The sequence below is a fragment of the Lysinibacillus sp. FN11 genome (assembly GCF_024628845.1).
Taxonomy (GTDB): Bacteria; Bacillota; Bacilli; order Bacillales_A; family Planococcaceae; genus Lysinibacillus; species Lysinibacillus capsici.
The window spans coordinates 2,292,558-2,319,496 of the sequence record NZ_CP102383.1 but is presented as its reverse complement, the minus strand read 5'-3'; the positions used below and the strand labels follow the sequence as shown (position 1 = coordinate 2,319,496).

At 37.5% G+C, this 26,939-nt stretch carries 28 protein-coding genes and 1 pseudogene; 21 read left to right on the top strand and 8 right to left on the bottom strand.

The genetic code is table 11. The features are described from left to right. Positions 1-16 precede the first annotated feature (16 nt). From NP781_RS12545 to NP781_RS12530, 4 genes are all read left to right on the top strand, one after another. Positions 17-889, top strand: a complete 873-nt coding sequence (locus NP781_RS12545) for an ABC transporter ATP-binding protein (protein WP_257522434.1) — start codon at positions 17-19, stop codon at positions 887-889. Continuing rightward, the gene (locus NP781_RS12540; protein ID WP_257522433.1) at positions 883-1,695 is read left to right on the top strand and encodes an ABC transporter ATP-binding protein; all 813 of its coding nucleotides are present in this window, start codon (positions 883-885) and stop codon (positions 1,693-1,695) included. Before NP781_RS12545 ends, NP781_RS12540 begins: the two co-directional genes overlap by 7 nt. Then, complete coding sequence (locus tag NP781_RS12535) at positions 1,692-2,888, top strand: staphylopine family metallophore export MFS transporter CntE (RefSeq protein WP_257522432.1); 1,197 nt, start codon at positions 1,692-1,694, stop codon at positions 2,886-2,888. The genes NP781_RS12540 and NP781_RS12535 overlap by 4 nt, the downstream gene beginning before the upstream one ends. 82 nt (positions 2,889-2,970) lie before the next feature. Continuing rightward, positions 2,971-3,606, top strand: coding sequence for a 50S ribosomal protein L25/general stress protein Ctc (locus tag NP781_RS12530; protein ID WP_221680287.1), 636 nt, complete (start codon positions 2,971-2,973; stop codon positions 3,604-3,606). Between the two features lie 48 nt (positions 3,607-3,654). On the opposite strand, the gene NP781_RS12525 is transcribed toward NP781_RS12530, so the two are convergent. The 3 genes from NP781_RS12525 to NP781_RS12515 form a co-directional block, all read right to left on the bottom strand. After that, entirely contained in the window at positions 3,655-4,260 is a 606-nt protein-coding gene (locus tag NP781_RS12525; protein WP_257522431.1) for a DUF2812 domain-containing protein, read from the bottom strand. Then, positions 4,247-4,534, bottom strand: coding sequence for a PadR family transcriptional regulator (locus NP781_RS12520; protein WP_036218718.1), 288 nt, complete (start codon positions 4,532-4,534; stop codon positions 4,247-4,249). The genes NP781_RS12525 and NP781_RS12520 overlap by 14 nt, the downstream gene beginning before the upstream one ends. 145 nt (positions 4,535-4,679) lie before the next feature. Beyond that, the gene (locus NP781_RS12515) at positions 4,680-5,306 is read right to left on the bottom strand and encodes a YczE/YyaS/YitT family protein (protein ID WP_205444071.1); all 627 of its coding nucleotides are present in this window, start codon (positions 5,304-5,306) and stop codon (positions 4,680-4,682) included. Positions 5,307-5,469: 163 nt separating this feature from the next. On the opposite strand from NP781_RS12515, the gene NP781_RS12510 reads away from it, so the two are divergent. From NP781_RS12510 to NP781_RS12500, 3 genes are all read left to right on the top strand, one after another. Continuing rightward, positions 5,470-5,892, top strand: a complete 423-nt coding sequence (locus tag NP781_RS12510; RefSeq protein ID WP_048392416.1) for a pyridoxamine 5'-phosphate oxidase family protein — start codon at positions 5,470-5,472, stop codon at positions 5,890-5,892. Positions 5,893-5,986: 94 nt separating this feature from the next. Then, positions 5,987-7,732, top strand: coding sequence for an adenine deaminase (gene ade, locus NP781_RS12505; protein WP_257522430.1), 1,746 nt, complete (start codon positions 5,987-5,989; stop codon positions 7,730-7,732). 250 nt (positions 7,733-7,982) lie between these two features. Continuing rightward, entirely contained in the window at positions 7,983-8,519 is a 537-nt protein-coding gene (locus NP781_RS12500) for a DUF6143 family protein (RefSeq protein ID WP_257522429.1), read from the top strand. Between the two features lie 115 nt (positions 8,520-8,634). Here NP781_RS12500 and NP781_RS25535 read toward each other — a convergent pair whose 3' ends face one another. The 3 genes from NP781_RS25535 to NP781_RS12480 form a co-directional block, all read right to left on the bottom strand. Continuing rightward, positions 8,635-9,438, bottom strand: coding sequence for a methyl-accepting chemotaxis protein (locus NP781_RS25535; protein ID WP_004230681.1), 804 nt, complete (start codon positions 9,436-9,438; stop codon positions 8,635-8,637). 57 nt (positions 9,439-9,495) lie between these two features. Further along, positions 9,496-11,067, bottom strand: a complete 1,572-nt coding sequence (locus NP781_RS12485; protein WP_257522428.1) for a phytoene desaturase family protein — start codon at positions 11,065-11,067, stop codon at positions 9,496-9,498. Between the two features lie 393 nt (positions 11,068-11,460). Beyond that, complete coding sequence (locus NP781_RS12480) at positions 11,461-12,360, bottom strand: cobalamin B12-binding domain-containing protein (RefSeq protein WP_257522427.1); 900 nt, start codon at positions 12,358-12,360, stop codon at positions 11,461-11,463. Between the two features lie 351 nt (positions 12,361-12,711). Here NP781_RS12480 and NP781_RS12475 point away from each other — a divergent pair, with 351 nt between their 5' ends. The 4 genes from NP781_RS12475 to NP781_RS12460 all read left to right on the top strand — a co-directional run bounded on the left by NP781_RS12475 (position 12,712) and on the right by NP781_RS12460 (position 16,126). Beyond that, positions 12,712-13,422 (top strand): TspO/MBR family protein, encoded by a 711-nt coding sequence (locus NP781_RS12475; RefSeq protein ID WP_221680293.1) that lies wholly within the window; start codon positions 12,712-12,714, stop codon positions 13,420-13,422. 253 nt (positions 13,423-13,675) lie between these two features. Next, positions 13,676-14,278 carry a hypothetical protein gene (locus NP781_RS12470; RefSeq protein WP_257522426.1) on the top strand — a complete coding sequence of 201 codons (603 nt, stop codon included), beginning with the start codon at positions 13,676-13,678 and terminating at the stop codon, positions 14,276-14,278. 181 nt (positions 14,279-14,459) lie between these two features. Further along, the gene (locus NP781_RS12465; protein ID WP_221680294.1) at positions 14,460-15,008 is read left to right on the top strand and encodes a flavodoxin family protein; all 549 of its coding nucleotides are present in this window, start codon (positions 14,460-14,462) and stop codon (positions 15,006-15,008) included. Between the two features lie 218 nt (positions 15,009-15,226). Then, complete coding sequence (locus tag NP781_RS12460; RefSeq protein ID WP_221680295.1) at positions 15,227-16,126, top strand: LysR family transcriptional regulator; 900 nt, start codon at positions 15,227-15,229, stop codon at positions 16,124-16,126. 22 nt (positions 16,127-16,148) lie between these two features. Here the strand turns inward: NP781_RS12460 and NP781_RS12455 are convergent, their stop codons facing one another. Then, positions 16,149-17,177, bottom strand: a complete 1,029-nt coding sequence (locus tag NP781_RS12455; RefSeq protein WP_221680296.1) for an S-layer homology domain-containing protein — start codon at positions 17,175-17,177, stop codon at positions 16,149-16,151. A 125-nt stretch (positions 17,178-17,302) separates the two neighbouring features. Further along, positions 17,303-18,040 carry an SDR family NAD(P)-dependent oxidoreductase gene (locus NP781_RS12450; RefSeq protein ID WP_221680297.1) on the bottom strand — a complete coding sequence of 246 codons (738 nt, stop codon included), beginning with the start codon at positions 18,038-18,040 and terminating at the stop codon, positions 17,303-17,305. A 160-nt stretch (positions 18,041-18,200) separates the two neighbouring features. On the opposite strand from NP781_RS12450, the gene NP781_RS12445 reads away from it, so the two are divergent. The 10 genes and pseudogenes from NP781_RS12445 (at position 18,201) to NP781_RS12400 (ending at position 26,714) form a co-directional block, all read left to right on the top strand. Further along, on the top strand, positions 18,201-18,809 hold the full coding sequence (locus NP781_RS12445; protein ID WP_221680298.1) for a TetR/AcrR family transcriptional regulator: 609 nt from the start codon (positions 18,201-18,203) through the stop codon (positions 18,807-18,809). A gap of 206 nt (positions 18,810-19,015) precedes the next feature. Continuing rightward, positions 19,016-19,177: a hypothetical protein gene (locus tag NP781_RS12440; protein ID WP_004230657.1), complete on the top strand. Its 162-nt coding sequence runs from the start codon at positions 19,016-19,018 to the stop codon at positions 19,175-19,177. A 153-nt stretch (positions 19,178-19,330) separates the two neighbouring features. Continuing rightward, the gene (locus NP781_RS12435; protein WP_221680299.1) at positions 19,331-20,245 is read left to right on the top strand and encodes a metal ABC transporter solute-binding protein, Zn/Mn family; all 915 of its coding nucleotides are present in this window, start codon (positions 19,331-19,333) and stop codon (positions 20,243-20,245) included. Between the two features lie 9 nt (positions 20,246-20,254). Then, entirely contained in the window at positions 20,255-20,983 is a 729-nt protein-coding gene (locus NP781_RS12430) for a metal ABC transporter ATP-binding protein (RefSeq protein ID WP_004230653.1), read from the top strand. Between the two features lie 11 nt (positions 20,984-20,994). Continuing rightward, a complete protein-coding gene (locus NP781_RS12425; protein ID WP_257522425.1) occupies positions 20,995-21,867 on the top strand; it encodes a metal ABC transporter permease in 873 nt (290 codons plus the stop codon). Further along, positions 21,864-22,733: a metal ABC transporter permease gene (locus NP781_RS12420; RefSeq protein ID WP_221680300.1), complete on the top strand. Its 870-nt coding sequence runs from the start codon at positions 21,864-21,866 to the stop codon at positions 22,731-22,733. Before NP781_RS12425 ends, NP781_RS12420 begins: the two co-directional genes overlap by 4 nt. 227 nt (positions 22,734-22,960) lie before the next feature. Continuing rightward, positions 22,961-24,157: an MFS transporter gene (locus NP781_RS12415; RefSeq protein WP_221680301.1), complete on the top strand. Its 1,197-nt coding sequence runs from the start codon at positions 22,961-22,963 to the stop codon at positions 24,155-24,157. A 146-nt stretch (positions 24,158-24,303) separates the two neighbouring features. Continuing rightward, a pseudogene (locus NP781_RS12410) lies at positions 24,304-24,956 on the top strand (ArsR/SmtB family transcription factor). 45 nt (positions 24,957-25,001) lie between these two features. Further along, complete coding sequence (locus NP781_RS12405; protein WP_221680303.1) at positions 25,002-26,267, top strand: MFS transporter; 1,266 nt, start codon at positions 25,002-25,004, stop codon at positions 26,265-26,267. Positions 26,268-26,477: 210 nt separating this feature from the next. Beyond that, a complete protein-coding gene (locus NP781_RS12400; RefSeq protein ID WP_257522424.1) occupies positions 26,478-26,714 on the top strand; it encodes a P-loop NTPase family protein in 237 nt (78 codons plus the stop codon). The last annotated feature ends 225 nt before the right edge of the window (positions 26,715-26,939 follow it).

Genomic DNA, 26,939 nt, shown 5'->3' with positions numbered 1-26,939 from the left:
AAGAAGAGGTGACAATATGTTAGAGATAAGGGATTTGTCAATTACGCTTCAAACAGCGCAGGGACCTAAAAAAGTTGTGCAGCATGTTGATTTCCAGATTCCAACTGGTACAACGCTTGGCATTGTCGGGGAAAGCGGTAGCGGTAAAACGATGCTGTGCTATGCTATCTTGCAACTGTTTCGGGAGTCCCGAAACTATGAGGGAGACATTTTATTAGAAGGGCGTTCCTTACTGGGAATGGATGAACAGCAGTTGCGAGGTCTTCGGGGCAATGACGTGGCATGTATATTGCAGAATCCTATGGCTATGTTTAATCCTATTATAACAATAGGAGAGCATATGATTGAAACATTACAAGCACACCGATCGCTCAGTAAAAGACAAGCATTGCACATAGCAACTGAGCAACTTGCTTTTTTTCAATTGAGCGATTCAAGACTGTTAAAAAAATATCCTCACGAGTTAAGCGGGGGCATGCTTCAACGTGTCATGATTGCCCTGGCTATGAGTCTTCGTCCGAAACTTTTACTTGCAGATGAGCCAACGACAGCCCTTGATACGATGACACAGCTCAAGATTTTAGAGGAATTGTCTCATTGTCAGCAACAATATCAGACAACGATGCTGATTGTGTCACATGATCTTGGCGTCATCGCTCGAATGGCAGATCAAATTGTAGTTATGCGAAGAGGGAAAATCATGGAATACGGCCCAGCCGAACGGCTATTACAAAACCCTGTTCATTCCTATACAAGAGCATTGGTCGCAGCCAAAAGGAAGGATGATCAGCTCGAAAAACTTGTGGATAGCTGGTCAGGTGATACAAACGGAATCCTATATGAACTAGACACGAACTATTGGGTAAGACAGGAGGAAAGCCGATGTTAGAAATCCAACAAGTATCTAAAACCTATCGAAAAAAGAGATGGTTTGGGGAATATGTAACGATAGAAGCTGTGAAAAATATATCATTCAACTTGGAGCAAGGCGTTTGCTTAGCCATTGTCGGGGAGAGCGGTAGTGGCAAAACCACACTAGGAAAGCTGATAATAGGTATGGAAAAGCCGGATAGCGGCACCATACAATTCGATCATATAAACCTAGCAACGACATGCAAAGAAGAGAAGAAGCAATTACAAAAAAATATTCAAATCGTTTTTCAAGATTGCCATAGTGCTGTTAATCCGAAAATGAAGATTCGAGACATCATTGCAGAGCCAATGAAATGTCATTTACAGTTGACGAAACAACAGCGGCTAGAAAAAATAGAGGAACTTTTAGTACAGGTGGGACTATCGGAGCGAGATGCTCAAAAATACCCTCATCAATTAAGTGGTGGTCAGTTACAGCGGGTGACCATAGCAAGGGCGATAGCAACAGACCCTAAGCTCATTATCTTGGATGAATCCATTAATAGTTTAGATATATTGGTACAAATCAGTATTCTAAAACTATTGAAACAATTGCAACAGGAAAGGGGCCTCAGTTACTTATTTATTACCCACGATTTACACGCAGTTAGTTTGTTTGCAGATGAAGTAGCTGTTGTAGACCAGGGGGAAGTGGCGGAATTTCTTCATGATGTGTCTCAAATTCCATATATGACCCATCCGATCAGCCAGCGCTTATTAGCCTCTAGATTACCTATAAGCCGTCAAGAAATTTCTTCGTTGCAAGGGGAGCAAGTATCATGAAACTTCAGCCTTTATCCCTTCGCATGATGCAAATATATGGGCTTGCGGTTATTTTTTTTACCGCCAATGCCATGTTGACAGTTATTTTTCCATTAGAAGCAGCGGATGGAGGGTACTTGGAGGGCGAAATTGGTGCCATGATGGCCATGTATATGCTTGTTTGTATGCTATTAAGACCTTTTGCTGGCCAAATGGTCGCCAAGCATAGCCCTTATACCATTATGCAATGGCTGTTAATTGGCCATGCACTTGCACTGCTTATCTATGTAATATTTGGTATTGATAGTGTCTTTTTAGTACGAGCCCTACAGGGTATCATCACCGCTTTCTTTTCTATGGCGATGCAGTTAGGTATTACAGATGTTTTACACGATCATGATCGAGGGCAAGGCATGTCGATGTATTCCTTATCCAGTGTTGTACCTGGTTTATATGGACCTGCAGTAGCGCTACTCTTGTGGACGCAATTTGATAGACAGCATTTATTGATCTTTGTGGTTTTGTTGGCTCTTCTGCCACTACTGTTTTTTATTGGCTCCCCTTTACCAAAAGCAAAGGAAGACACAGAAGTTGTGACAACAAGAGAGCTGATAGCCGCCATGAAGGGGGCAAAACAACACAAGGGGCTAATCCTATCAGCAATCGTTATGGTTCTTGGTGCTGCTATTTTTGGCGCCATCACCACGTTTTTACCATTGTTTATGCTGACTGAGGGAGTGGGGAATCCAGCTATTTATTTAACGTTACAGGCATTGGTCGTGGTGGGTAGTCGCTTTGTATTGCGACGCTCTATTCCTTCAGATGGTCAATGGCATCCGAAATTTATTGCCTGTGTGCTTTTCAGCTCCATATTGGGCACAACGCTGCTTGCTGTTTTACCTGAAATAGGTTCTTTTGTCTATATTTCCGCTGTTTTCAATGGCCTTGCCTCAGCGATGCTATATCCGACAATTACTACATATATGTCGTTTGTTGTACCAAAAGAATCGAGAAATGTTTTGCTAGGTTTATTTTTAGCTACCTATGATTTAGGCTTTGGGTTGGGTGGATTTTTGATGGGCTTTATTGTGCAATTTACGTCCTATATGGTCATGTTTATGGTTTGTACGGTTTTAGCGATTATCGCACTCTGTGTTGTATTGCGTAACGGTAATCCCGAGAGGCAAATTATCACTACCATACTGACAAAATAATCGCGTGCTTGCTATGTATAAAATATAATAGAAAAGGCAAAACCTTTTATGAGACTAGTTTCCATGAAAGGGGAAATATTCGATGAATATGGTTTTAACTGCCAGTAAACGTCAAAAGGGACGACAATCTTCTTTAACACAGCTTCGACAAAATGGGCGCATTCCAGGTGTGGTTTACGGCTTTCAAATGGAATCAACGGCGATTATGTTAGATGCGAGAGCCTTTGCAAAAATGTTAGCTACACAAGGTACGAAAAGTGTTTTCCAATTAGATGTTGAAGGAAAACGCATTAATGCAGTTTTAACAGAGGTACAACGTTGTGCATTAAAAGGGAATGTTAAGCATGTGGATTTTAAATCCATCAATATGTCAGAGGAGCTAGAAGTGGATATTCCAGTGACTGTAGTTGGGGATGCAGTGGGAGTTGCTGATGGCGGATTCCTGCTCCAGCCTAATCGTGAAGTGCGTATTAAAGTGAAGCCAACTGACATTCCAGAAACCATTGAAATAGATGTTACAAATGTTGCAATTGGGACTTCTCTATACGTCGGAGATATTCGTCAACAGTTCTCGTTTGAAATTTTACAAGAGGATGACTACACACTTGTGACGATTACACCACCAGCTGCTGAAAACGTACAAGAAGATGATACAGTGGACGATACGCCAGAAGTGATGGAAGCAACAGGACAAAATACTGCTGAACCAGAAGCATAAAGGAAAGAGGAGCCTCCTTACACTACGTAAGAGGCTTCTTGCTATTTGCTATAAAAATTGCTGTATGGATTTACGATAACGATAATACAGCGTGATATATATACTACAAGTTGCTAAAAATAGCCATGGTGGAATAAAGCGCATGATGGCGAAGGGTGTTTCAAATAAGAAAGCAAAAAGGAAAACAGAACCTTCTTTATCCCATAAACCAGGGGTATAATATGCGCTTTTTATACTGAAAAAGGGAGCGACGCCATCGTTGCCATAGAAAATCATTAAGAAGATAAATGAGAGTATTGCCCAATTGCTTGCATGTTTCATTAAACGTTTATATTTCGCAATGTGGGAATCATGATCTGAAAATAATTCATCATTACCATCTTTACTTTTTGTCCAATAATAGGTGCCATCATATGATTTTTCTTTTACTATACGCCAGCCAAAATCCTCATGTAATTGCTTATAGGTAGCTTTATTTTCTTTGCGAAGCTCCTGCTGACAATCAATCCGAATAACTTGTTCAAGATCTTCAGTAGGCTGAAATGTATAAATACCTGTTGAGTTTATATTGGAGCATAGCCAACCCTTAGCTAACATTTCATTTAACCAGCGCTCTTCCTTTTCGATATCAAAAAAGACTTTAAATTTTATCATGTTTGCCAGCTCCCTCATATAAAGCTAAAATGTGCTGCAATCTTTGCTGCTCTGCCGCTAATATTTCTAGACCCTCTTCGGTCGTTTGATAAACCTTGCGTCTTGAATCCTGGGTTTCAACAGGTGTAATCCAATGATATTTCAATAAATTTTCAATGGCTCCATACATAGTACCAGCAGCAATCCTTACTGTACCAGCACTCATTTCCTCAATTTTTTGCATCATCGCATAACCATGCAGTGGTTCACGTAAGGCAAGTAAAATGTAATGCATGGTTTCAGATAAAGGTAATAATTTATGTTTTTTCACATCTTCACCTCAAATATACAGTCAGACTATATAGTTTGATTATATATAGTTGAACTGTATATTTCAACTGTAAAAAAAGACAATGCAAAAACTGCATTGTCATTAAAGTTTAGACAACAGCGCTTTTCACGCCTGTCCATCGCATAAATAATTTTTCGTTATAGGATAAGGCAAATTGTACGATTGGTCCAAGTCCAAATGCCATAAATACCGTACCGATACCAATAGGACCACCAAGTAGGAAGCCAATAATTGCAACCGTTACTTCCATTGTTGTACGAGAGCGAGTCACACTCCAGCCAAGCTTATGGACCATCATCAGCATGAGTGTATCACGCGGTCCAATACCTAAGTTCGCCACCATATACATCCCACAGCCCCAGCCAAGTAAAACTAACCCTGTTAGGTAAGATATAAGTTGCATCCAAAAACCATCAATATCAGGTAACCAATAGTTAAAAATATCAATAAAAATGCCTGCCAAAAACATATCGATAAACGTTCCAGGTAAAGGGAATTTTTTTGTAATCAGCATATCAAATGCTAAAATAGCAAGTCCCAAAATAATGGACCATGAACCGATTGATAAGCCTACTGTTTTTGTTAAGCCAATATGTAGTACATCCCATGAGCCCACTCCAAAAAGTTGGCCTTTAATTGTTAAGGTGATACCAAAAGAAAGCACGATAATGCCTGTTATGAAAAACAAACAGCGCGTAAGAAAAGCTTGTTTCATTTTTAACCCTCATTCATTCGAAAATTCCTGTTGTCCATCCAGTTATTATAACAATAGATTTTCATTATGTCCGAAGATTGTCATTTCGCATTTTTCAAAAAAATACGGTTTAGCTTTCTTGGGAAAGGGCAAAATAGGTATATAGATGAAAGGATGGGATACTATGACTTCTGTACGTGATGAAATTTTAGAAGTATTAAATCGAGAAAAGATTGGAACAATGGCAACTGTAGAAAATGGCAAGCCTTACTCACGATACATGACGTTCCAGCATGAAGATTTTGTATTGTATACAGTGACGAATAAACATTCAGAAAAAATGGAAGAGCTACGCAAAAACCCATATACCCATATTTTATATGGCTACGAAAATGGTGGTTTTGGTGATACGTATGTGGAAATAGAAGGAAAACTTACAGAAGTACATGAAGAAGGGATAAAAAATAAACTAGCTGAATTTTTTACGAGTATCTTTATTGGCAATCAGGATGAAATGGTGACATTAAAGATTGAGCCTATTCGTATGCGCTTAATGAATAAAAAAGGGCAGCCACCTAAAGAGCTAGAATTTTCAAACGACCATTGACAATGGTCGTTTTTTACTGATGTAGCGATAAATAGTTGCAATGGTTAGCATCTTTTTGGCATGATAGTTCTTAAAAGAAAAAGGAGTATAGGTTATGGCGATAAAATTACAGCAGCTAACACAAAATGTATTATCCTCTCAAGGAAAATTAGAGGCAGATTTTATACTGAGAAATGCGCAAATTGCGGATGTTTTTTCGTTAACATGGCAAAAAGCAGATATCGTCGTGAAAAATGGTATGATTGTTGCTCTAGATCGCACGAATAAGTTTCACGCTAAACAGGAAGAGGATGCGGCAGGAGGCTATGTCATTCCTGGTTTAATTGATGGGCATATACATATTGAGTCTTCTATGTTGACACCAGGGGAATTTAGTCGCGTTTTACTTCCTCATGGTATTACAACAGTGATGACAGATCCTCATGAGATTGCCAATGTCGCAGGAGCGGAAGGCATTCAATTTATGCTCGATGATGCACAAAATGCAGATATGGATATTTTTGTCATGCTGCCATCAAGTGTACCAGGTACACAGTTTGAAAATGCAGGCGCTACACTAACGGCTAAGGATTTGGCGCCATTTTTACAACATGAACAGGTTCGGGGATTAGCTGAGGTCATGGATTTCCCAGCGGTATTAAATGGGCAAGAGGACATGCTTCAGAAAATTTTATTATCAAAGGAAGCAAATTTAGTCATTGATGGGCATTGTGCAGGCTTACAAAGCGAGCAAATTACAGGCTATCGAGCTGCGGGTATTCACACAGATCATGAATGTGTAACGGCTGAGGAAGCCATTGACCGTGTAGAGCAGGGGATGTATGTACTGATCCGAGAAGGCTCAGCCGCTAAAAACTTACGTGACTTATTGCCAGCTGTCCAGTCACATAATGCTCGGCGCTTTGGTTTCTGTACAGATGATAAATATGTGGATGAATTAATCGACGAAGGCAGCATCAATTATGATATCGCCATGGCAATAGCTGAAGGGATGCCACCATTGCAAGCAATCCAGTTAGCTACCGTTAACACCGCAGAATGCTATCGTTTATTGGATCGAGGTGTACTCGCACCAGGCTATAAGGCAGATTTTGTGTTAGTAGAGAATTTGTCAACAATGCAGGCAAAGGCCGTATGGAAAAATGGGCGGAAAGTGGCTGAAGATGGTAGAATGCTGACTAATCGTCAAGTGCCAGTTGTGCCTGCTCATATCCATCAATCTGTCCATTTACCAACCATTACAAAGGATAGGCTACAACTAGCATTCACAAAGGGTACAAAGGCGAATGTAATGGAGATTGTGCCAAATCAGCTAATTACCAATCATGTAATAATTGATGTACCTATAAAGGATGGTGTTTTCGTCCCTTCTGTAGAACAAGATCTACTGAAATTAGCCGTCATCGAACGTCATCATCAGTTACACACGACAGGTTTAGGAATCGTCAAAGGCTTTGGCTTACAAAAAGGGGCAGTTGCCACAACAGTAGCACATGATTCACATAATGCCCTTGTTGTAGGAACAAATGATGAGGATATGGTCCTGGCGCTTACACGCATTCAGGAAATTCAAGGAGGCTTTGTCATTGTAGCGGATGGCCATATTCTAGCGGAGATGCCATTAACCATTGGAGGCTTGATGACAGATGTACCAGCTCAGCAAGCAAAGGAGCAGCTAGCAGGCTTGCACAGTGCATTAAAGACGCTTAATCCAACATTAGATTTCCATTTTCTACTGACGTTTTCTTTTGTGGCATTACCAGTTATTCCTGCTTTAAAGCTAACAGATACAGGATTATTTGATGTGACAACCTTCCAGCATATCTCAGTAGAAGCATAGATAAAAAAACGACCTACTAGCTTTCATTAAGCTTTTAGGTCGTTTTCTTATATTACTTATTTAGTGCTAGCTCTCATTCACCATCATTTACGAACTATAAACATGCTTAAAAGTCATTGTAATATGGAATTAGTCGTAAAATTAAGGATTGTGTGTTGATTATTTCAACCTCTTATTTGTAAGATATTTTCGTCTAAACATCCCTACTAAAAATACATACATTAATATATAAAAGGGGGTGAGATTGACAATGAAAAATAATGATCGATTTATGAAAGTAGTTAGTATTCCTACGCCTTTATATGAATCATTATTAGGTCAATATTTTGTTGGGCAAACCGAATTAATTACCTTACAAAAAGGAAGAAATGCGTGGGGAAGCTTAAGTAATCCTAAATATTCTAATGTGGATTTGTTTGTAAATGCGTTTACCATTACTAATTATTCTAAGCAACCTATTCTAGCTGAAATTTGGTTTAATGCAATACCTCCTGGGGATTCAATGATTTCTAAAAATGTAACGCCTACTAATACAGCCATTTATCCACCACCAAATCCAGACGTTAAAATTGAATTTGCTGAACTTGTTGAAGGGCACCCATATAAAGGAGTAAATGCGTTTAAACGAATTGTTCCATCACAAAGTACTTTAGTAAGCGATGAAGATGGAAAATTTATTTTTCCATCTGGTGAATCATTTGTAATTTTTTTAGTTACACAGGACAATGAATGTATAGAGGCTGAGATAGCATTTGGGTGGTTTGAAAAAATGAAAAAATACCATTAAATAATAAGGAGATTGTTAGTAGAATATAATTTATAGTGATATTAATTAGTTAGAAAAAAGAAGCTAAAGCTCTCAAATATCTATTGAGAACTTTAGCTGCTGTATTATTGACTAGTTAAAGCATTTTTTCGAATCTATCAATGGCTTTATTAAATTCATTGTGAGTTTCTGTTACAACTTTCTTCAAATCATGTGTAATATTATCGACCTTTTCCGTATCACTTTCTATAGTCATTACATTATATTCGATATTTCGAAGTGCATTATCAACATTCAGTGCTAATTTTCGTACCTCTTCTGCTACGACTTTAAATCCGCGACCTTTTTCACCAACACGTGCAGCCTCTATTGCGGCATTCAGTGCTAGGACATTTGTTTGTTTAGCGATAGTATGAATCACTTTTACAGTATCTCTAATTGCGTCAACTTCTTTGGCAAGTGATGCTACAGCTTTTATGTTTTCTTCTGAATTGGATACAACAATTTCTACTAACTCCTGAGGCATACTTTTTAGTTTAGCAATAATCTCTAAAGTATTGAATTCTCGATTTGTAATATCTGTTGAAATTTTTAATATGGAACTTACCTTATTATTGTCATTGAAAATGGGGAGGTAAGTTGCTTCAAGCCATATAGAATCGTTCATTTTACTTATTCTTTCAATTTTTCCTTCATATTTTTCTCCATTTAATAAACCTTGCCATAGGAGATGATAGTCTGGGCTTTGTATAAAATCCGGTTTACAAAACTTTTCATGACCCATCCCAATAACTTCATCCACCTGATATCCTAGAACCTCTGCAAATTTTTTATTAGCCCAAATCACTTTTCTATTCAAGTTAAACTCTACGAGGGCTAAATTTTTTTTCATTGAATCTACAATTGCATTTTCATTCATATGTTTTGTCTGAATATTCATATTTTCAAATCCTTATATTAGGTAGCTAAGCTAAATTTAATTCATACTTAATGATTATTAGATATGCAACATTACTTTTTCACTAGGTTTGTTATTGAGTTCCGTATTAAAGAGATCTATTTTAGGTAAAGGTTTCACTGCTAATTGTGCTAGACCATGCTTTTGTAGAATTCCATTAGAAGTAATACGGGCAGACTCCAAGATAATCGGTAAACCACTTCCTGGATGTGTACCACCGCCAACTAACCAGCTATTTTTTAATTCTTCAAATTTATTGTGAGGGCGGAATGTCAGCATCTGTGTAAGCTGATGACCTAGGTTAAAAGTTGCTCCTTTATATACACCTAAATTCTCTTCCCAATTTTTCGGTGAAATTATGTGTTCTTCTTCAATGTATTGCTCTAGATTTTCAATGCCAAGTTTGTCCTCAATTAACCCAATTAGCATGTTACGATAATCTTGTTCACAGGTATCCCACTCAATATGACTGAAATTATTAGGTACTGGTGCTAATACATATAGCGTTGATTTCCCTTGTGGGGCAACTGTCGGATCTGTTACAACTGCATTTTGAATGTAGATAGATGGATCATCCGACAACAATTTATGGTTAGTAATTTCTTCAACATTTTTTCGGTAATTTTTTGCAAACCAGATCGTATGATGGGGCAAATCAAATTTTTTATTGACACCTAGATAAAGCATAAAAGTAGAGCAAGAGTATTTTTTCTTCTCTAACTTTTCTTTAGTGTATTTTTTAAGAACACCAGGCTCGACTAAATGAGTCATCGCATGACCAAAATCACTATTTATTATTACTTCATTAGATGCTATTTTTTCGCCATTATCTAAAATGACACCCTTTACCTTTCGACCATCCAACCAGAGCTTTGAAACGCCACAGTTCGTGTAGATCTCTCCACCATTTTCTCGTACAACCTTTGCCATTGCCTGTGTTAACTTATTAATGCCACCTGTAATGTGATAAACACCATAAGCATGCTCAATAAAAGATAGAATGGAAAATGCACCAGGACTTTCCCACGGAGACATGCCTAGGTATTTTGCTTGGAAAGTAAAGGCAAGTTGTAATTCCTCTTGCTTGTAAAATCGTGAAAGCGTATCGATTAAAGATCTACCGATTTCAAGCTCACCCAATGCCTTTAAAACTTTTGGTTGTAGTAAATCTGTATAACGGTTCATGCTTGCTTGCAATACAGGTACTAACGCTTCTAATTTGTGATTAGTTTCATTCATATATTTTTCAAAAGAGCCCTCATTGCCTGGAAATAATTCATTTATTTGACGAATCATTTCCTCACGATCACGAGTCATTTTAATGCGTTTATCGTGAAAAATTAATTCATACATTGGATCTAGGTTTACTAGATCTATATAATTATGTATATTTTTACCGGCAAGCTCGAATATTTCTTCAATAATATATAACATATTTAAAAATGTGGGGCCCATATCAAATTTATATTCTCCTAGCTTTATTTCACTTGTTCTACCACCAATATAGGGTTGTTTCTCGTAAACTTTGACATTAAATCCTTTAGCGCTAAGCAGCATTGCCGACGCTAAACCACCTGGACCAGCTCCTATAACAATAATCTCCTTTTTCATTGTAAAAAACCTCCGTATCTGCTATTTAGTCTTTTAACACTACCTGTATTGAGTCATGATTTATAAATAGATAAAAATATTTATGGTTGTACAAAAGTTATACAGTGATTATACAATTAGTGTACAAAAATGTGCAAACTATATATTCTTGAAATTTAAAAAATTATTTTATGGCTATTGCGTACAAAAAAAATCATAGACAAAAGCATGTGTAACCAATGCTTTCATCCATGATATTCTCGTTGAACTTCTCAATAAAATAGATTGTAATAACAATGCCTTATTTAAACAGGGATAGCAGTATTAATAAACTTTTTAACGTTTGTTTATAGTACTAGTTCTAACCAAAAACGTTAAACTCCTACTAAAAATAAAGTTATTTAGAGTGAGAGTTTATAAGTTATTTATAACTTCATCAATAGTACTGGCAATAGCAATTGAATGTAAGGAATGTGTTTTTAAATACTCTTCAGAGCCAGCACCCCCCATATAAAATCGAATAGAAGGATGTTGTGCAGCGAAGTCATCTAATTGCTGAATGCTAGTAGGGTATAACTCAAATGGCCTTGTAGTCATAGCAGATAATAGAACCACCTTTGGTTTAAAATGTATGATTAAAGATTCAATTGCCCCAACAGCTGGAGAACTGCCAACAAGGAATGATCGCCAACCAGTCATCATTGCTTGCAACAATAAAATATGAAGTTGAACTTCATGATGCTCCCCTGGTAAGCATGCGCCCATTATAAGTGGTGCATCCTCTTTAGAGTGATAATTTCGTCTTAATTGTACTAAATAATCTCTAACAATCATCGTAGTCACAGATTCTTGATACTCAGTCCATTCCTGTTTTTCCCACAATCTTCCTACCTCTTGTAAGAAAGGAATAATCACATGAGATAGAAATTTTGCTAATCCTAATGAATGATTTGCTTGTTGCAGGAGTCGATTAAGTTCTACTTCATTGCAAAGTCTTCCTTCTTCCAATAAAAGATTACAGAAATGATCTACATTGTCGCTTATGGTCAACACTGTGGGGGTAACTGCCTCTAAAACATTTTGATTGCTAAGTACAATTGTCACTGCTTGTTTTATAGAATAGCCTTGGTTCGAAAGGCTAAGTACTTTTAAATATAGCTGCACATCCTCTTCACTATAAACACGGTGTCCATTTTCTAATCTTTTGGGATGAACAAGTTGGTAGCGCTCTTCCCATTTACGTATCACTTGTTTGGATAGCCCTGTGATTTCAGATACCTGTGTAATATTATATTGCCAATCTGTTGGTGTCATTATTTCCCTGCCTTTCTATAGCTAGTAACATTCATGATTGTGAGTATTTGTGTACCGTAGTGCTCTCCGAAACCTTACAACTTTTCATATTATAATATAGATATTTAAAAGTTGTACAACAATTGTATAACTATAGTGGTTGAATATTGAATAACAGGGAAATAAGGGTGGGGAATTTAATGAGACAATTTGTTGGTTTTTTCTTCCATACCATAATGAATAGGCTATACGATTTTATAGATAAGCTAATGGCTTTAAATAATTTATTAATGTTATGTAAGCGGAGTAATTATAAGTTGGAAAGGGTAATGAATATATTGAATTAGATGATGTATATGAGGGGGAAAGAACATGAAATGGATTGCACTCATAAGTTATTTTGCCATGGTTATTATTAATGGACTAGCTAGCACGGTGGGGATTAATGGGAAAAAGACAGGTGAAATTTCTAATCAGGTAGATGTATTGTTTATTCCAGCAGGCTATGTTTTTAGTATTTGGGGCTTGATTTATTTTTTATTATTCATTTGGCTTGTACAACAATTTCGGTCTTCAACTACTAATCGTATAAATAGCAATCTGGGTCTCTTTGTAATCACTGCATTTTTAAATATCGCATGGTTGTTGAGCTGGCATTATGAATTGTTTATAACGTCCATTGTTATTATGGTCGGCTTATTGGTTCATATAATTTTTCTGTATGTAAGTTACCCGAAAGAGGATAATCGTTTTTCAGGGAGACTTCCGTTTTCTGTATATTTAGGGTGGATTAGTGTGGCGTTGATGGCTAATATTAGCTTTGTGCTTAAATATTATGAGTGGGATGGGTTTGGGCTCTCAGAGGAAATATGGGCACAGTTATTACTTATTCTTGCGACTGTGCTAGCTGCTTTTATACGTGTTTATAAGCAAGATGTATTTTTTCCATTAGTAATTATCTGGGCTTTTATAGGAATCGCTATCAAGAATGGAGAAGATGCAGGGAGTATTTTCTATATGCCATTTATATATAGTTTGTTCCTGGTAATTTGGATTTTCATTGGAAGGCCTAAAAGAATATAGTTAAAGTATCTATAATATTTGATAGAAAGCGTGCTTTGAAAAGAAAATTTATTTATAAAGAAACCCAAACTAATGAAGTGTTATGAGCTTCTGTGTAGTTTGGGTTTTTTGTAAAGATAGGTGACCTTTCATCCAATTCTTCTTATCCAATGATTAAAATGTATTCACTTTTTTAAATGTAGAAATAATGGAAATATAAAGGGAATAAGCTCTTTTTGTCGAATCTTCTTATGATGAAAGGAGTAATCAAGTTTTGCTTGTCACAAATTATTTTTATGATCTACCAGAAGAGACTAAAGAATCTATTTATTTATATGAATATAATCTTATATTGAGTAAAGAAGTTGAAATCATTCAATTACATCGAAAACGGTCAATTGTTTATGAAATGAAAAACAAAGGAGTTATATTGAAAAAATTTTTATCTGAAGGAAAAGGGGATAACGATATTTACGCATTGTTGGAGTTAAACAGTAGTCCTTATTTTCCTAAAATTTATGCATATAAAAAAAGAGAGTTTTTATTTGTAGAAAAAGTGAATGGTAAAACTTTATCACAGGTTTTAAAAGAAGGCATAACTAACAATGAATTAAAAGAAATTGTTTTGAAAATGATTGAAGCAAAAAAAGATATGATGAATGTAGACAGATACGATTTTGATTTTAAATTTGAACATATATACTGGGATACGGAAAATAGCACTTTGAAATGGATTGATTTGGGTGCGTGTGTAAAAAACCCAATAGGATATTCTGAAGAAGAAAAAAAGAAACGAATTGAATATTGCATTAACCAAGTCAAACAACAATTTGCTAAATATGGGTATAGTTTGTTGGATAATTTAGAGGGGCTATAACTAACTATTGATTTCATTTTGTAACCTAGTTTAATTGAACATATTAAGTATGCATGCTAATTGTAATCGAATTTTTCGATTTATTTTATCGAAATAATCATCTTTATCGATTTGTGAAATCATAATAAGCTATTGATATACGGGGACACTAGTTAAAACTTTAAGGAAGTAGGGATACTAAATGTCAATAGCAGTTATTTACGGTGGAAATCGTCCTGATGGGAATGTAGAGACATTAACAAAATTAGTTATTCAAGGCCTAATGGTAGAAGAAATTTATTTAAAGGATTATTTAATTCAGCCGATCATTGATAAGCGTCATACTGAGGAGGGCTTTTCTAATATCAACGATGATTATAACGCCATCATTGACCGCATACTTCCGCATGACATTCTTATTTTTTCTACGCCTATTTATTGGTATAGCATGACAGGAATAATGAAGAATTTTATTGATCGATGGTCGCAAACTTTAAGGGATCCAGATTATCCTGATTTTAAGGCCCTGATGTCTTCTAAAAAAGCATATGTCATTGCAGTTGGTGGAGATGAGCCCTATATAAAAGGGTTACCCATGATTCAGCAATTTCAATATATATTTGACTTTATTGGGACAAAATTTGAAGCTTATATTGTAGGAGAAGGAAACAAACCAGGCGACATTCTACAAGATTTAAAAGTGTTATCTGCAGCTAATCTTCTAAAAAATGAATTAGCAGGGAACGAGTAATTGATAGCCGGATAAAAAGACTTATTTGGAATCTATTATGATCCAAATAAGTTTTTTTATTTAAATTTTAATGGCAACAGGCTTGGCTCCATCGTTTCACGATTGCTTTGTTCGCAAGCCTGTGTCCCTGTCACTTAGCTACTAACTAGTGTAAACTGAAATTTACTATCGATAAAGATGAATGTTTCGGTAAAATTAAATTAAAGGGGTTTGAGTGAATGGATATGAAGCAACTTCAGACGTTTTTAACAGCAGCTGAGACCTTAAGCTTTACTCAGACAGCACAGCTTCTTGACTACGCTCAATCAAGTATCACTGCCCAAATTAAAACATTAGAGCAGGAATTGGGTGTTATTCTTTTTGAGCGCCTAGGAAAACGTATTGTCCTAACAGAAGAAGGTAACCGTCTACAACAGTATGCCAAAAAAATGCTAGAGCTAGATCGTGATTTGAAAAAAGCTATGTCCACTGAGCCCGAACAAATCGTCTTAAAAATTGGGGCTCAAGAAAGTCAGTGTGTCTATCGACTACCAAGTATTTTACAGCAATTTCAACAAGCACACCCGCAAGTGAAAATCATTTTCAAGCCTGTGCATACAACAGCTATTGCAAAGGATTTATTACAAGCTGGTAAACTTGATATTGCATTGATAACGGACACTTATCAGGAAACTGCCATGCTCAAGCGAGAGCGATTGATTCAGGAACAGCTTGTTTTTGTGAGTGCCCCCAAAGAAATTAGTCAGCCTCTATCGGCTCAACAAATTTCAACTGAAACGATGCTGTTAACAGAAACAGGGTGCTCCTATCGTAATCATTTAGAGGCACAGCTACAGCAAGAGGGTGTCAAGCCCTTACAAATGATTGAATTCGCCAGTATTGAAGCGATCAAGCAATGTGTGATGGCAGGGTTAGGTATTACATTTTTACCTAAAATGGTTGTAGAGAAGGAGCTGGAAAGTGGGCAATTAATGGAAGTACCGTCCACAGTTGATTTAGCGCCGATTTATACAGATATTGCATGGCATAAAGATAAGCATATGCATCCCTGTCTCGAAGATTTTATTGCCATCGCCAAACATAGCTATGAAGCTTTTAAGGATGAAAAAAGAGCCTGAATGAATCAGACTCTGTTACAAATTATTGCTGCTTGAGGGTACCCGAAAAATTGGTGCCTTCATTACGTTCAGCACGACAATCAATCTCGGACACCTTTAGGGCATTATTGGATAAACGTTCAAACTCGACGACACAACGATTGCCATTCGAGGATGTATTCATGAGGGCTTTCATATTGCTTGTAATTGTGGCTGTGCCATTTACACTACCTGAAGCGGAGCCATCATTCGCCGTTAAAGCAATAGAAAAGCTCTTGTTTGTGGCATTGGAGATTATAGCATCACGGCGGTTAAACTCATTTGTACCCTTACCCCATTTATAGTAATAGGTATACACACCTTCCCATGCGCTTTTACTAGGAGTAGCCTGTTGTAATGATTTGTCGAGCTGATTTTGAGCATTTTTTGCCCTACTATTTAAAGATACGTTGTTGGCATTCTCATGAATTGCTTGTGCATCCGCTGAAATTTCATAATAATTTCGTTCGTCCATACGATAGAGCATCGTGACAACTTGCGCACGGGTCATGTTGTTTGTCACGCCATAAAACTTTTGTAAATTTCGCTCTTCGTACTGTGGATTTAGCCCGGAAGAAATATAGGTATCAAGTAAAAATTGAATAGATTGATTTAAGCCCTTCTTACCGCTAGCTAAATGAGCAATAGCCTGTGCCACTACACCGCGCTTCACAGTAGCCGCTCGGATTCGGTTGTCGAAATAGCCATTTAAAGGCACCCCATAGCTTGCGAGCTGGTTATAGAATTCATCCGACCAGTTTGCCGAAGGAGTTTGCTTTTTTAATTCGTCGATGGGCGTTTCGAGCTCATAAAAATTGGCTAATAGTTTTGCTAATTGCTGTTCAGTAATGGAAGCATTCGGTTTAAATGTACCGTCTGTAAAGCCGTTAACAATATCATATTCTTCTGCCCATAAAATAGCTTCATAGGCATAATGATCCTTTGATACGTCCCGAAAGCCAGCAGCTTGTACATTGCCTGCACTAGCTATTATCAGAATAGAAAATAATAATGTACCTATTACTTTTTTCATTTGTTGTCTTCATCCTTTCTTGCTCGCTTTAGTAATAGTTTGCAGGAAATGGATAAAAACTGCAAATTTTTCTAGTGAAAAAATAATCGCTGCCCTTTGTTGGGTAGCGATTATTTTAAACGTCGTTATTGGGCTGTGTAGCCACCATCTACTGTTAATGTGTTCCCTGTCATAAACGTTGAATCTTCACATGCCATAAATAAAACGGCTTTCGCCATTTCCTCTGGTTGTCCTAGTCGTTGCATAGGTGTGATCTGACGTAATGGCTCCTTACTTTCTTCCGGGATAATTGGTGTATCAATAAAGCCTGGACATAGGGCATTGACACGAATCCCCCGCGTAGCAAATTCCAATGCTAATGAACGTGTTAAATTAATCACGCCACCTTTTGCCGCATTATAAGCAGCTGATCCTGGCGAGCCAACCCAACCATACATTGAAGCTGTATTAACGATTGTTCCACCATTCGCTTTTAGCATTTCTTTGATGGCAGCCTGTGCCATTAAAAATACACCATCTAAGTCTACATTTACAGTTTGACGCCATTCCGCATAAGGAAGCTCCTCAGTTGGCGTAACACGTCCAATTCCTGCATTATTAAAAAGGACATCGACTTTGCCAAATGCCTCAATAGTTGTTTGATAAATAGCTGCTACTTCCTGTTCATCCGTTACGTTTGCTTTGATAAACATGGCTTCTGCTCCTGTTGCCTGTAGTTCAGCTGCAAATGCTTGGCCTTTTTCCTCGTTTAGGTCCACAAGCACCACTTTTGCTCCCTCTGCTACAAATAATTGGGCTGTTGCAGCACCGATACCAGAAGCACCACCTGTAATAATTGCGACTTTATCTTGTAATTTCCCCATACATGACACTCCCTTAAACAATCTTTTTTCTTGCACACTGTGTAAATCACGGTGTACTTTTATTGTAAAACGCCTGAAAACGGAAACAATCATTAATGTCGTAGTAAATATCTAACTAGTAGACATATGTGCCTGAAATGTCTAAAAGGGGGAAGTAAAATTGCCAAAATGGACACAAAGACAAGAAAGAACCCGCCGTCATTTTTATGAAGCGTTTGTCGAGTTAATGAAACAGCATGGTTTTCAAGCCATTACAGTGAAGGATATTGTAGAACGAGCGGGCTATAACCGTAGTACCTTTTATGTGCATTTTCAAGATAAATTTGAACTAGCAGAGAATTTACTAGAACAAATGCTGAGTGGTCTGGAAGTGGCAGTAGGTGAACCCTATCTATATGGTGAAAAGGTATATACGACAAAATTGAAAGCACCATCCTTTAATATTATTCATTACATTTATAAGCACCGTCAGTTTTTCGAGCTGCTGAATGTGGAAGATACGATTCCTGGGTTGCACACCCGTATGCCCTTAACGATTACAAAAATTTATCAAGAGCAATTTAAATTTGAGACGATCAATCAGCAGCCTGTCAACATGAACATGTTCAAGCATTATACTTCCTACGGCTTTTATGGATTGATGATGCAATGGATTGCAAGCGGTTATGAAAAATCAGAAGAAGCTTTAATCAAGGACATTATTGAATTAACGAAAACACATATTTATGCATTTGAATTTATAGGAAAGCCGCTGGAAAAAGAAGAATGAAAGTATATTAAAATAAATATATGTATTTTTATAAAAGAATCTCTAATGTCTGCATTAGGGATTTTTTTGTTTGGGCTAAGCTAATTTTTGTGTAAGAAAAAAATTTTTTAAAAGAAATTTTCATAAAGTAGTTGAATTTTCTTTGTATTAAGCATATATTTTTCCTAAGGGAAACAAAATATCTCCAAAGAAAGAAGAGTGCGTGAATGAAAGATTTAGGTGATTTCAAGCTGACGATTCTTCCAATGGCCATTTTAATTATTTTAGCAATCGTATGGAAACTGACCGATTCAGTAGGCGCAGGTATGATGTTAATACTTTTCTGGATGAGCTGGCGCCAGCTTATCAGGAAAATGAATATAAATTAAGGTATTGTATGGAAAAAGTTAGGAGATTGAAGTTGAATACTACTAGGGGCGGGCATGACAAACAATTTACGGCTTGTCCGCCGATTGGTTACTTCGTTGTTTAGGCACTTTTTTCAAACAATTGCTTAAAAAAGAGAAAGTCGAGGTAGGAAAATGAAACAATGGTTAGGTGTGATGGTATTATCACTCTCATTTCTATTATTAGGCTGTTCAGCAGAAACAGAGGGTGAAAAAGAAGGTATTGTGGTTGCAACCACTGGACAAATTGCAGATGCGATAAAAGAAATCAGTGGTGATCATTTACAGGTATCAGCATTAATGGGTCCAGGTGTAGATCCCCATCTCTACAAGGCGACTCAAAGTGATTTATCAAAATTGGATAAAGCAGAAGTCATTTTTTATAATGGCTTACATTTAGAAGGACAAATGCTCGATATATTTGAACAAATGGCGAAGGATAAAACGGTCTTGGCAGTGGGCGAGACATTAGATGAAAAACAACTGCTTGCCAGTGATACGGATGCCATGCTCCATGATCCACATATTTGGTTTGATATTGAGCTTTGGAAAGGTGTTGTCAAGGCAATCAGTACGCAGCTTCAGGAAGAATACCCTGAATTTAAAGCAGATTTTCAAACAAATGAAGCAGCTTACTTGAAAAAGCTGGATGATTTACAAAGCTACGCAGAAAAGCGGGTGAATGAAATACCACAGCAACAAAGAATATTAGTAACCGCTCATGATGCATTCAATTATTTTGGCAGAAGTCAGGCATTTGAAGTACGTGGCTTGCAAGGGCTGAGTACGGATTCAGAGTATGGAGTGAAAGATGTTCAGGAGATGGTTGATTTCTTAGTAGAAAATAAGATTAAGGCTCTTTTTATAGAATCCAGTGTGTCCGATAAGGCGATGAAAGCTGTTATTGAAGGGGCTAAGGAGAAAGGCCACGACATTGTCATCGGTGGAGAATTATTCTCCGATGCTATGGGAGCTGAAGGAACAACAGAAGGTACGTATGTAGGTATGTATCAACATAACATCGACACGATCGTCGATGCATTAAAGTAGGTGAAGAATATGTATGCATTAACAGTGGAAAATCTATCGGTGGCGTATGATAAAAAAACAGTATTAGAAAATGCCTGTGTAACAGTGCCTACAGGTCATCTAGCTGCCATTATTGGCCCAAATGGTGCAGGGAAATCCACATTTTTAAAGGCCATTTTAAATCAGCTTCCCAATAAAGTAGGAAAGGTAGAAATTTTAGGGAAGGTGTTTGAACCAAAGAGTTTAGTAGTAGGCTATGTTCCTCAGCGTAATGCGGTGGATTGGGATTTCCCAACAAATGCGTTGGATGTGGTGCTCATGGGGCGTTATGGCCATACAGGTTTATTTAAAAGACCGTCTAGGCAGGATAAAATTGTTGCTCGACAAGCTTTAGCAAGTGTTGGGATGCAGGATTTTGCAGAGCGTTCCATCGGGCAGCTTTCAGGAGGTCAGCAACAGCGTGTATTCCTGGCTAGAGCCCTTGCACAAAATGCAGATATCTATTTTTTAGATGAACCATTTGCAGGAGTAGATGCTGCGACAGAAAAAACGATTATTGATATTTTAAAGGATTTAAAGGCACAGGGAAAAAGTATTTTTGTTGTGCATCACGATCTTCAAACCGTTAAAGAATATTTTGACTATACGATTCTATTAAACAAAACGATTTTAGCATCAGGCGCAACAGAAGATGTTTTTACACCAGAGCAATTACAAAAAACATATGGTGGTAAACTTTTCATGATGCAGCATGTGTAAGGAGGGACATAATGTTAAGCGGTAACTTATTGTGGGTACTGAGTGGAACGATGTTACTTGGCATTGCAGCAGGTATCACAGGCACGTTCTCCTTCTTACAAAAACAAAGTCTAGTTGGGGATGCTGCTGCGCATGCAGCATTACCAGGCATTGCCCTTGCGTTCCTGCTAACAGGTCAAAAGGAATTGCCGATTTTAATGCTAGGAGCGGGCATTACATCTGCATTATCTGTGTATTGTATTCAATGGATTGTGTCATTTTCAAAAATGAAGGCTGACGCTGCCATTGGATTAGTCCTCACTGTATTTTTTGGTGTGGGTGTTGTATTTTTAACAGTGGTCAACCGTAGCCCACTGGGGAATCAGAGCGGTCTGAATAATTTTATCTTCGGTAAAGCAGCGACGATGACCAAGGCAGATTTAATGTGGCTCTTTATTAGTGCAACCATCATTATTGTAGTTAGTCTCTTGCTTTATAAGGAATGGAAGCTACTGATCTTTGATCCTGTTTATGCAAAAGGGATTGGCTTACCGATAGAGGCTTTAAAGGCAACATTAACGGTTTTAATTGTTATGACAATTGTTACAGGTATACAAGCTGTTGGCGTTATTTTAATGTCAGCTCTATTAATTATTCCTGCTGCCAGTGCCAAGCTATGGACAAAAAAATTGAGCACAATGCTCATTTTAAGTGCTGCGATTGGAGGTATCGCTGGCATAACAGGAACCTTTATTAGTGCAATTCGAACAGGGTTATCGACGGGTCCGATAATTGTCTTAGTGACAGCAGGTATATTCTTTATTTCGTATTTTATAAGTCCAACTGGTCAAATTAGTAAATATCGTAGGAAAATGCAATTTCGAAAGCAGGGTGATGTAAGATGATTGAATTTTGGGTTGTATTCACGGGACTGTTAGTTGGGATAACTTGTGGAATTGCAGGTGTCTTCCTCATCTTGCGTAGAATGTCCATGATTGCAGATGCGATCAGTCATACAGTGCTCTTTGGCATTGTGATGGCTTACCTTATTACCCAAACGTTGAATGGTTTTTGGATGTTGGTAGGTGCTGCGTTTGCAGGAATTTTAACAGCCTATCTTGTGCAATTATTACATTCTTCTGGTATTCAAGAAGACGCAGCGATAGGCGTAGTGTTTACATCTCTGTTTGCAGCAGGTGTTCTCCTTATCACCTTATTTGCAGGCAATGTGCACTTAGATGTTGAGCATGTTTTAATGGGAGAAATTGCTTTTGTTCCTTGGGATAAATGGACATTGCTTGGGCTAGCAATGCCTAAGGCAGTATGGATGCTCTTGCTCGTCCTCGTCATTAATATTGGGTTCCTACTTCTTTTCTTTAAAGAAATGAAGCTTGCGACGTTTGACCCTGTTTATGCAGCAACCATTGGAATTCCCGTTGTCTTTCTTCATTATGGCTTTATGACATCGATTTCGTTTACAACAGTGGCAGCTTTTGATAGTGTAGGGGCCATTTTAGTGGTTGCCATGTTAATTGGACCAGCTGCAACTTCCTATTTAATCAGCAAGACGATTAAGCAAATGTTTGTCTATAGTATGCTCTTTGGAGCTGCTGCTTCCGTCATTGGCTATTATTTAGCGAAATTCTGGGATACCTCTATAGCAGGTATGATGGCGACAACAGTCGGCTTCATTTTTTGCATGACGTTCATCTGTCAAAAAATCGTTGAGCGTAGAAAGAAAGCACTTGTTCATAAACTAGAAACCTCTTAACGAAAAACATCGTTTGATACGCTCATCAAACGATGTTTTTTCTATTGGGGGCAAGTTCAAACTTTTGAATGAGTACTCCTTCTAGGAAAAATAGTATACTCGTTAAGATAAACTAGAAAGAGAAAGTGTAGCATAGCATAGCATCTAGCAAATTTTTCTATATTTTTATGTACGAATATTTAAAATTTTGTTACGATAAATTTTATGATAGCAACAAGGAGAACAGCATGTGGAGAAATCGAAACGTATGGATTATTTTATTAGGTGAATTTGTCGTAGGTCTCGGCTTATGGGCTGGCATTATTGGCAATTTAGCCTTTATGCAAGAGGTAGTACCTTCTGACTTTCACAAATCATTAATTATTTCTTGTGGTATTTTAGCAGGCTTAGTCGTTGGTCCAATGGCAGGGCGTATCATTGACCAATCGAAGAAAAAAACGGTTGTCCAGTTGGCCAGTATCGGACGCATCATCAGTGTTTTATTTATGTTTATCGCACTTTATACTAATTCTGTCATTTGGATGATTCTATTTTTAATCACACTGCAAATAGCAGCAGCATTTTATATGCCTGCCTTGCAATCTATTATTCCCATGATTGCGAAGGAACAGGATTTAATTACATTAAATGCTTGGCAAATGAATGCGAGAACCATTTCAAGGATCGTTGGTACAGCCGCTGCCGGATTTATGCTCAGTTTTTTTGAGTTAAAATGGTTATATATTATTTCATTTATTGTCTATTTAGGTATGTTTGTCATTACTAGTCTATTGCAATTGGATGAAGCATCTACTGAAACGATGACAAACAAAGAAAAAGGGAATTTTAAAGAAGTGTTACCGATGGTCAAAGAGCATCCAGTCGTCTTGATGACCCTTGTCTTAATGTTAATACCTACATTATTTTTAGGCTCTTTTAATTTAGTAATTATGAAAATAGCTGAAATTCATCAATCTACCACAATTTCAGGATTATTGTATACGGTGGAAGGTCTCGGATTTATGCTTGGTGCAGCTGGTTTAAAAATGATTGCTGACCGTGTACAAATGGGTACTCTGCTTTTTTCATTAGCCTTTATTATCGGCTCAATGGAGCTACTATTATTACTGGCAGATATTCCATTTTTCGCTTTAGTGGCATTTGGCGTTTTTGGCTTTTCAGTTGGCTGTTTTTTCCCAACAACAATGGTAATCTTCCAAAAGCAAGTACCCAAACAGTTCCATGGACGCTTTTTCTCATTCCGCAACATGATTGATTCAGTCGTCTTTCAAGTCGTGCTTTTATCGACAGGCATGATGCTAGATTTAATTGGTTTAAGTGGTATGGGACTTGTTTTCGGAATCATAAGCTTAAGTTTAACCACTACTTTCTTATTTTACGCTAAGAAAAAGAAAGTCGTTATGCATGCACATTCAATCAATTAAAAAGGTAGAACATGTTTCTTTGGAAGCATGTTTTATTTGTGCATAAAAATGTAGATGTGTATCAATCGATTGACAATGGTAAAATAAAACATTATCATTCAACTATTCAATAAATTAATTGAATAGTTGTAAGGGGGTTAGTATTAATGAATGAGCGTAATTTAAAGGATTTGTTATATCAAGAATTCGCTAGGATAGGAAAAAGTTTATCTAGTCCTAAGCGATTGGAGATTCTTGATATACTTTCTCAAGGTCCGAAGTCTGTTGAGGCATTAGCCAAGAACACCGACATGTCAGTTGCGAATGTATCTCAACATTTACAAACACTTTTGAACGCCCGATTAGTAAAATTCACAAAAGAAGGTAATTTTGTTATTTATGAATTAGCAGATGATGTGATTTCTGATTTTTTAACGACATTACATGCATTATCTGAAAAGCAATTGATTCAGGTTCAGCAAATAAAAGAAGCATTTTTTAATGAGCACCTTGGTATAGAGGGAGTAACACTTACCGAGCTTATTACTCGAATGGAAAAGGGGAGGTTTTATTACTAGATGTTCGTCCAAAAGAAGAGTTTGAAAAAGCACATATTCCTGGAGCTGTTTCGATTCCAATTGAAGAGTTAGAGAAACAACTATCTTCATTGCCAACTCATTTTGACATTGTGGCTTATTGTAGAGGCCCCTACTGCTTATTGTCAGCACAAGCTGTAAAAATGTTGAAAGCAAAAGGCATGAATGCTTTTCGATTAGAAGAGGGCGTTTTAGAATGGCAAAGTTTAACTGAAAATAAATGAAGTGTTTGTAGCTCTGATAAAGATTAATGGAAAGAAGGTTGAAAAATGGTTGAAAAATCTCAAGAATCAATTGCGTCCTATATTGAGTCACCAGAAAAACTAAAAAACCTATATAGGCGTGTATTGATAGTTGTTAGCTTATCCCAAATTTTTGGTGGAGCTGGACTTGCAGCGGGTATTACTGTAGGCGCTCTACTGGCACAACAAATGCTTGGAACGGATGCCTATGCGGGTGTACCCTCTGCATTATTTACATTAGGCTCTGCGGTTGCAGCTTTCATTGTAGGAAAACTATCACAACGTTATGGTCGCCGCATAGGCTTATCAACGGGTTTTATAGTGGGTGGACTCGGTGCAATAGGTGTAGTCCTTGCTACTTTAATAAATAGTATTGTGTTATTGTTTGCCTCTTTATTAATCTATGGAGCTGGTACGGCAACTAATTTACAGGCACGCTATGCCGGGACAGATTTAGCCAATAATAAGCAACGTGCTACAGCAATCAGTACAACCATGCTTATGACCACGTTTGGTGCTGTTTTAGGTCCAAATTTAGTAGAATGGATGGGAAAAGTGGCCCTGTCTATCGGTATTCCAGCTCTAGCGGGACCATTTCTATTATCTGCTTTGGCCTTTATTATGGCGGGGCTTGTATTGTTTACTATGTTGCGTCCTGACCCTCTAGAAATAGCGAAAGCCATAGAGGCACATAAGCAAAAAATGAACAAAGAAAATCAAACACCATCCATGCCTATATCAAGCAATAAAAGAGGCCTAGCGGTAGGAGCAACAGTTATGGTCCTAACACAAATTGTCATGGTGGCCATCATGACAATGACACCTGTACATATGAAACATCATGGACATGGATTAGCTGAGGTTGGTATTGTGATAGGGTTTCATGTAGGTGCTATGTATCTGCCATCACTCGTCACAGGTATGCTTGTTGATAAAATCGGACGTACGGCAATGAGTATTGCTTCAGGTATTACGCTGCTGCTCGCGGGCGTAGTGGCTGCATTTGCACCAAGCGATTCCATGGTGTTACTCATTGTGGCACTTTCTTTACTGGGATTAGGTTGGAACTTCGGCTTAATTAGTGGAACTGCTCAAATTGTTGATGCGACGGAGCCTTCTACCCGTGCAAAAACACAGGGGAAAATGGATGTCTTTGTGGCATTGGCAGGTGCATCAGGTGGTGCGCTATCAGGTATGGTAGTAGCGAATTCAAGCTATGCAGTGTTGTCCTTAGCAGGAGGGCTATTGTCGTTAGTATTAATTCCTGTTGTCATTTGGTCTAGAAGAGCCTAAAAAAGAGAAGGAGAAAAAAGGGAATCTCATCATCTTGGACATGGTACCTTTTGATTGCGCAAGATGTTGTCCGACGTGATATGTTAAAGGTGCATTTATCGAGAAGGCAATCTTTCTATTGAATTAATTCGTCAAATCGCAGAGTATGGTAAAGGTCGTTGTGAAGTTGTCATTGTAGAAGGAATATTACATACCAGTCGTTATGGAGCTATGTTAAAAGATTTAATCCACTTCTATGATCAGAAGGCCAATACTTATTATTTTGATTTATCTTTTGAGGAAACCGTTATTCGTCATCATTCTAGCGCTAAAAAGAATGACTTCGGGGAAGATTCTTTACGTGCTTGGTGGAATCCGCATGATTATCTTGGGGTGGATGGAGCAACGCTGCTGACGGAAGAGATGTCACAGGATGATCGATTAAAATTGTTGGTAAAGCAACTATAGAAGTAACAAAAACTTACCCTTTCTTAGGGTAAGTTTTTTCATAGTGTTGAAAAACAAAACCATCAATAGAATTGTTGTAAAAGGTGAAAATGGATTTCCGTGCAGGTTACTTCTTTGGCGAACACAGCTCCGTTTAGAGGTTTACCTGTATCGCTATCCCAGAAGATTCAAGTAGCCTTCCACTCCAACCCATTAAAATGTTTCTTCTTTAGAAAAATTTATCGA

Bases quoted from the DNA above. Each gene is read 5' to 3' on its own strand.
- NP781_RS12545 (WP_257522434.1), top strand. From the start codon at position 17: ATGTTAGAGATAAGGGATTTGTCAATTACGCTTCAAACAGCGCAGGGA.
- NP781_RS12540 (WP_257522433.1), top strand. From the start codon at position 883: ATGTTAGAAATCCAACAAGTATCTAAAACCTATCGAAAAAAGAGATGG.
- NP781_RS12535 (WP_257522432.1), top strand. From the start codon at position 1,692: ATGAAACTTCAGCCTTTATCCCTTCGCATGATGCAAATATATGGGCTT.
- NP781_RS12530 (WP_221680287.1), top strand. From the start codon at position 2,971: ATGAATATGGTTTTAACTGCCAGTAAACGTCAAAAGGGACGACAATCT.
- NP781_RS12525 (WP_257522431.1), bottom strand. From the start codon at position 4,260: ATGATAAAATTTAAAGTCTTTTTTGATATCGAAAAGGAAGAGCGCTGG.
- NP781_RS12520 (WP_036218718.1), bottom strand. From the start codon at position 4,534: ATGCATTACATTTTACTTGCCTTACGTGAACCACTGCATGGTTATGCG.
- NP781_RS12515 (WP_205444071.1), bottom strand. From the start codon at position 5,306: ATGAAACAAGCTTTTCTTACGCGCTGTTTGTTTTTCATAACAGGCATT.
- NP781_RS12510 (WP_048392416.1), top strand. From the start codon at position 5,470: ATGACTTCTGTACGTGATGAAATTTTAGAAGTATTAAATCGAGAAAAG.
- ade (WP_257522430.1), top strand. From the start codon at position 5,987: ATGGCGATAAAATTACAGCAGCTAACACAAAATGTATTATCCTCTCAA.
- NP781_RS12500 (WP_257522429.1), top strand. From the start codon at position 7,983: ATGAAAAATAATGATCGATTTATGAAAGTAGTTAGTATTCCTACGCCT.
- NP781_RS25535 (WP_004230681.1), bottom strand. From the start codon at position 9,438: ATGAATATTCAGACAAAACATATGAATGAAAATGCAATTGTAGATTCA.
- NP781_RS12485 (WP_257522428.1), bottom strand. From the start codon at position 11,067: ATGAAAAAGGAGATTATTGTTATAGGAGCTGGTCCAGGTGGTTTAGCG.
- NP781_RS12480 (WP_257522427.1), bottom strand. From the start codon at position 12,360: ATGACACCAACAGATTGGCAATATAATATTACACAGGTATCTGAAATC.
- NP781_RS12475 (WP_221680293.1), top strand. From the start codon at position 12,712: ATGAAATGGATTGCACTCATAAGTTATTTTGCCATGGTTATTATTAAT.
- NP781_RS12465 (WP_221680294.1), top strand. From the start codon at position 14,460: ATGTCAATAGCAGTTATTTACGGTGGAAATCGTCCTGATGGGAATGTA.
- NP781_RS12460 (WP_221680295.1), top strand. From the start codon at position 15,227: ATGGATATGAAGCAACTTCAGACGTTTTTAACAGCAGCTGAGACCTTA.
- NP781_RS12455 (WP_221680296.1), bottom strand. From the start codon at position 17,177: ATGAAAAAAGTAATAGGTACATTATTATTTTCTATTCTGATAATAGCT.
- NP781_RS12450 (WP_221680297.1), bottom strand. From the start codon at position 18,040: ATGGGGAAATTACAAGATAAAGTCGCAATTATTACAGGTGGTGCTTCT.
- NP781_RS12440 (WP_004230657.1), top strand. From the start codon at position 19,016: ATGAAAGATTTAGGTGATTTCAAGCTGACGATTCTTCCAATGGCCATT.
- NP781_RS12435 (WP_221680299.1), top strand. From the start codon at position 19,331: ATGAAACAATGGTTAGGTGTGATGGTATTATCACTCTCATTTCTATTA.
- NP781_RS12430 (WP_004230653.1), top strand. From the start codon at position 20,255: ATGTATGCATTAACAGTGGAAAATCTATCGGTGGCGTATGATAAAAAA.
- NP781_RS12425 (WP_257522425.1), top strand. From the start codon at position 20,995: ATGTTAAGCGGTAACTTATTGTGGGTACTGAGTGGAACGATGTTACTT.
- NP781_RS12420 (WP_221680300.1), top strand. From the start codon at position 21,864: ATGATTGAATTTTGGGTTGTATTCACGGGACTGTTAGTTGGGATAACT.
- NP781_RS12415 (WP_221680301.1), top strand. From the start codon at position 22,961: ATGTGGAGAAATCGAAACGTATGGATTATTTTATTAGGTGAATTTGTC.
- NP781_RS12405 (WP_221680303.1), top strand. From the start codon at position 25,002: ATGGTTGAAAAATCTCAAGAATCAATTGCGTCCTATATTGAGTCACCA.
- NP781_RS12400 (WP_257522424.1), top strand. From the start codon at position 26,478: ATGTTAAAAGATTTAATCCACTTCTATGATCAGAAGGCCAATACTTAT.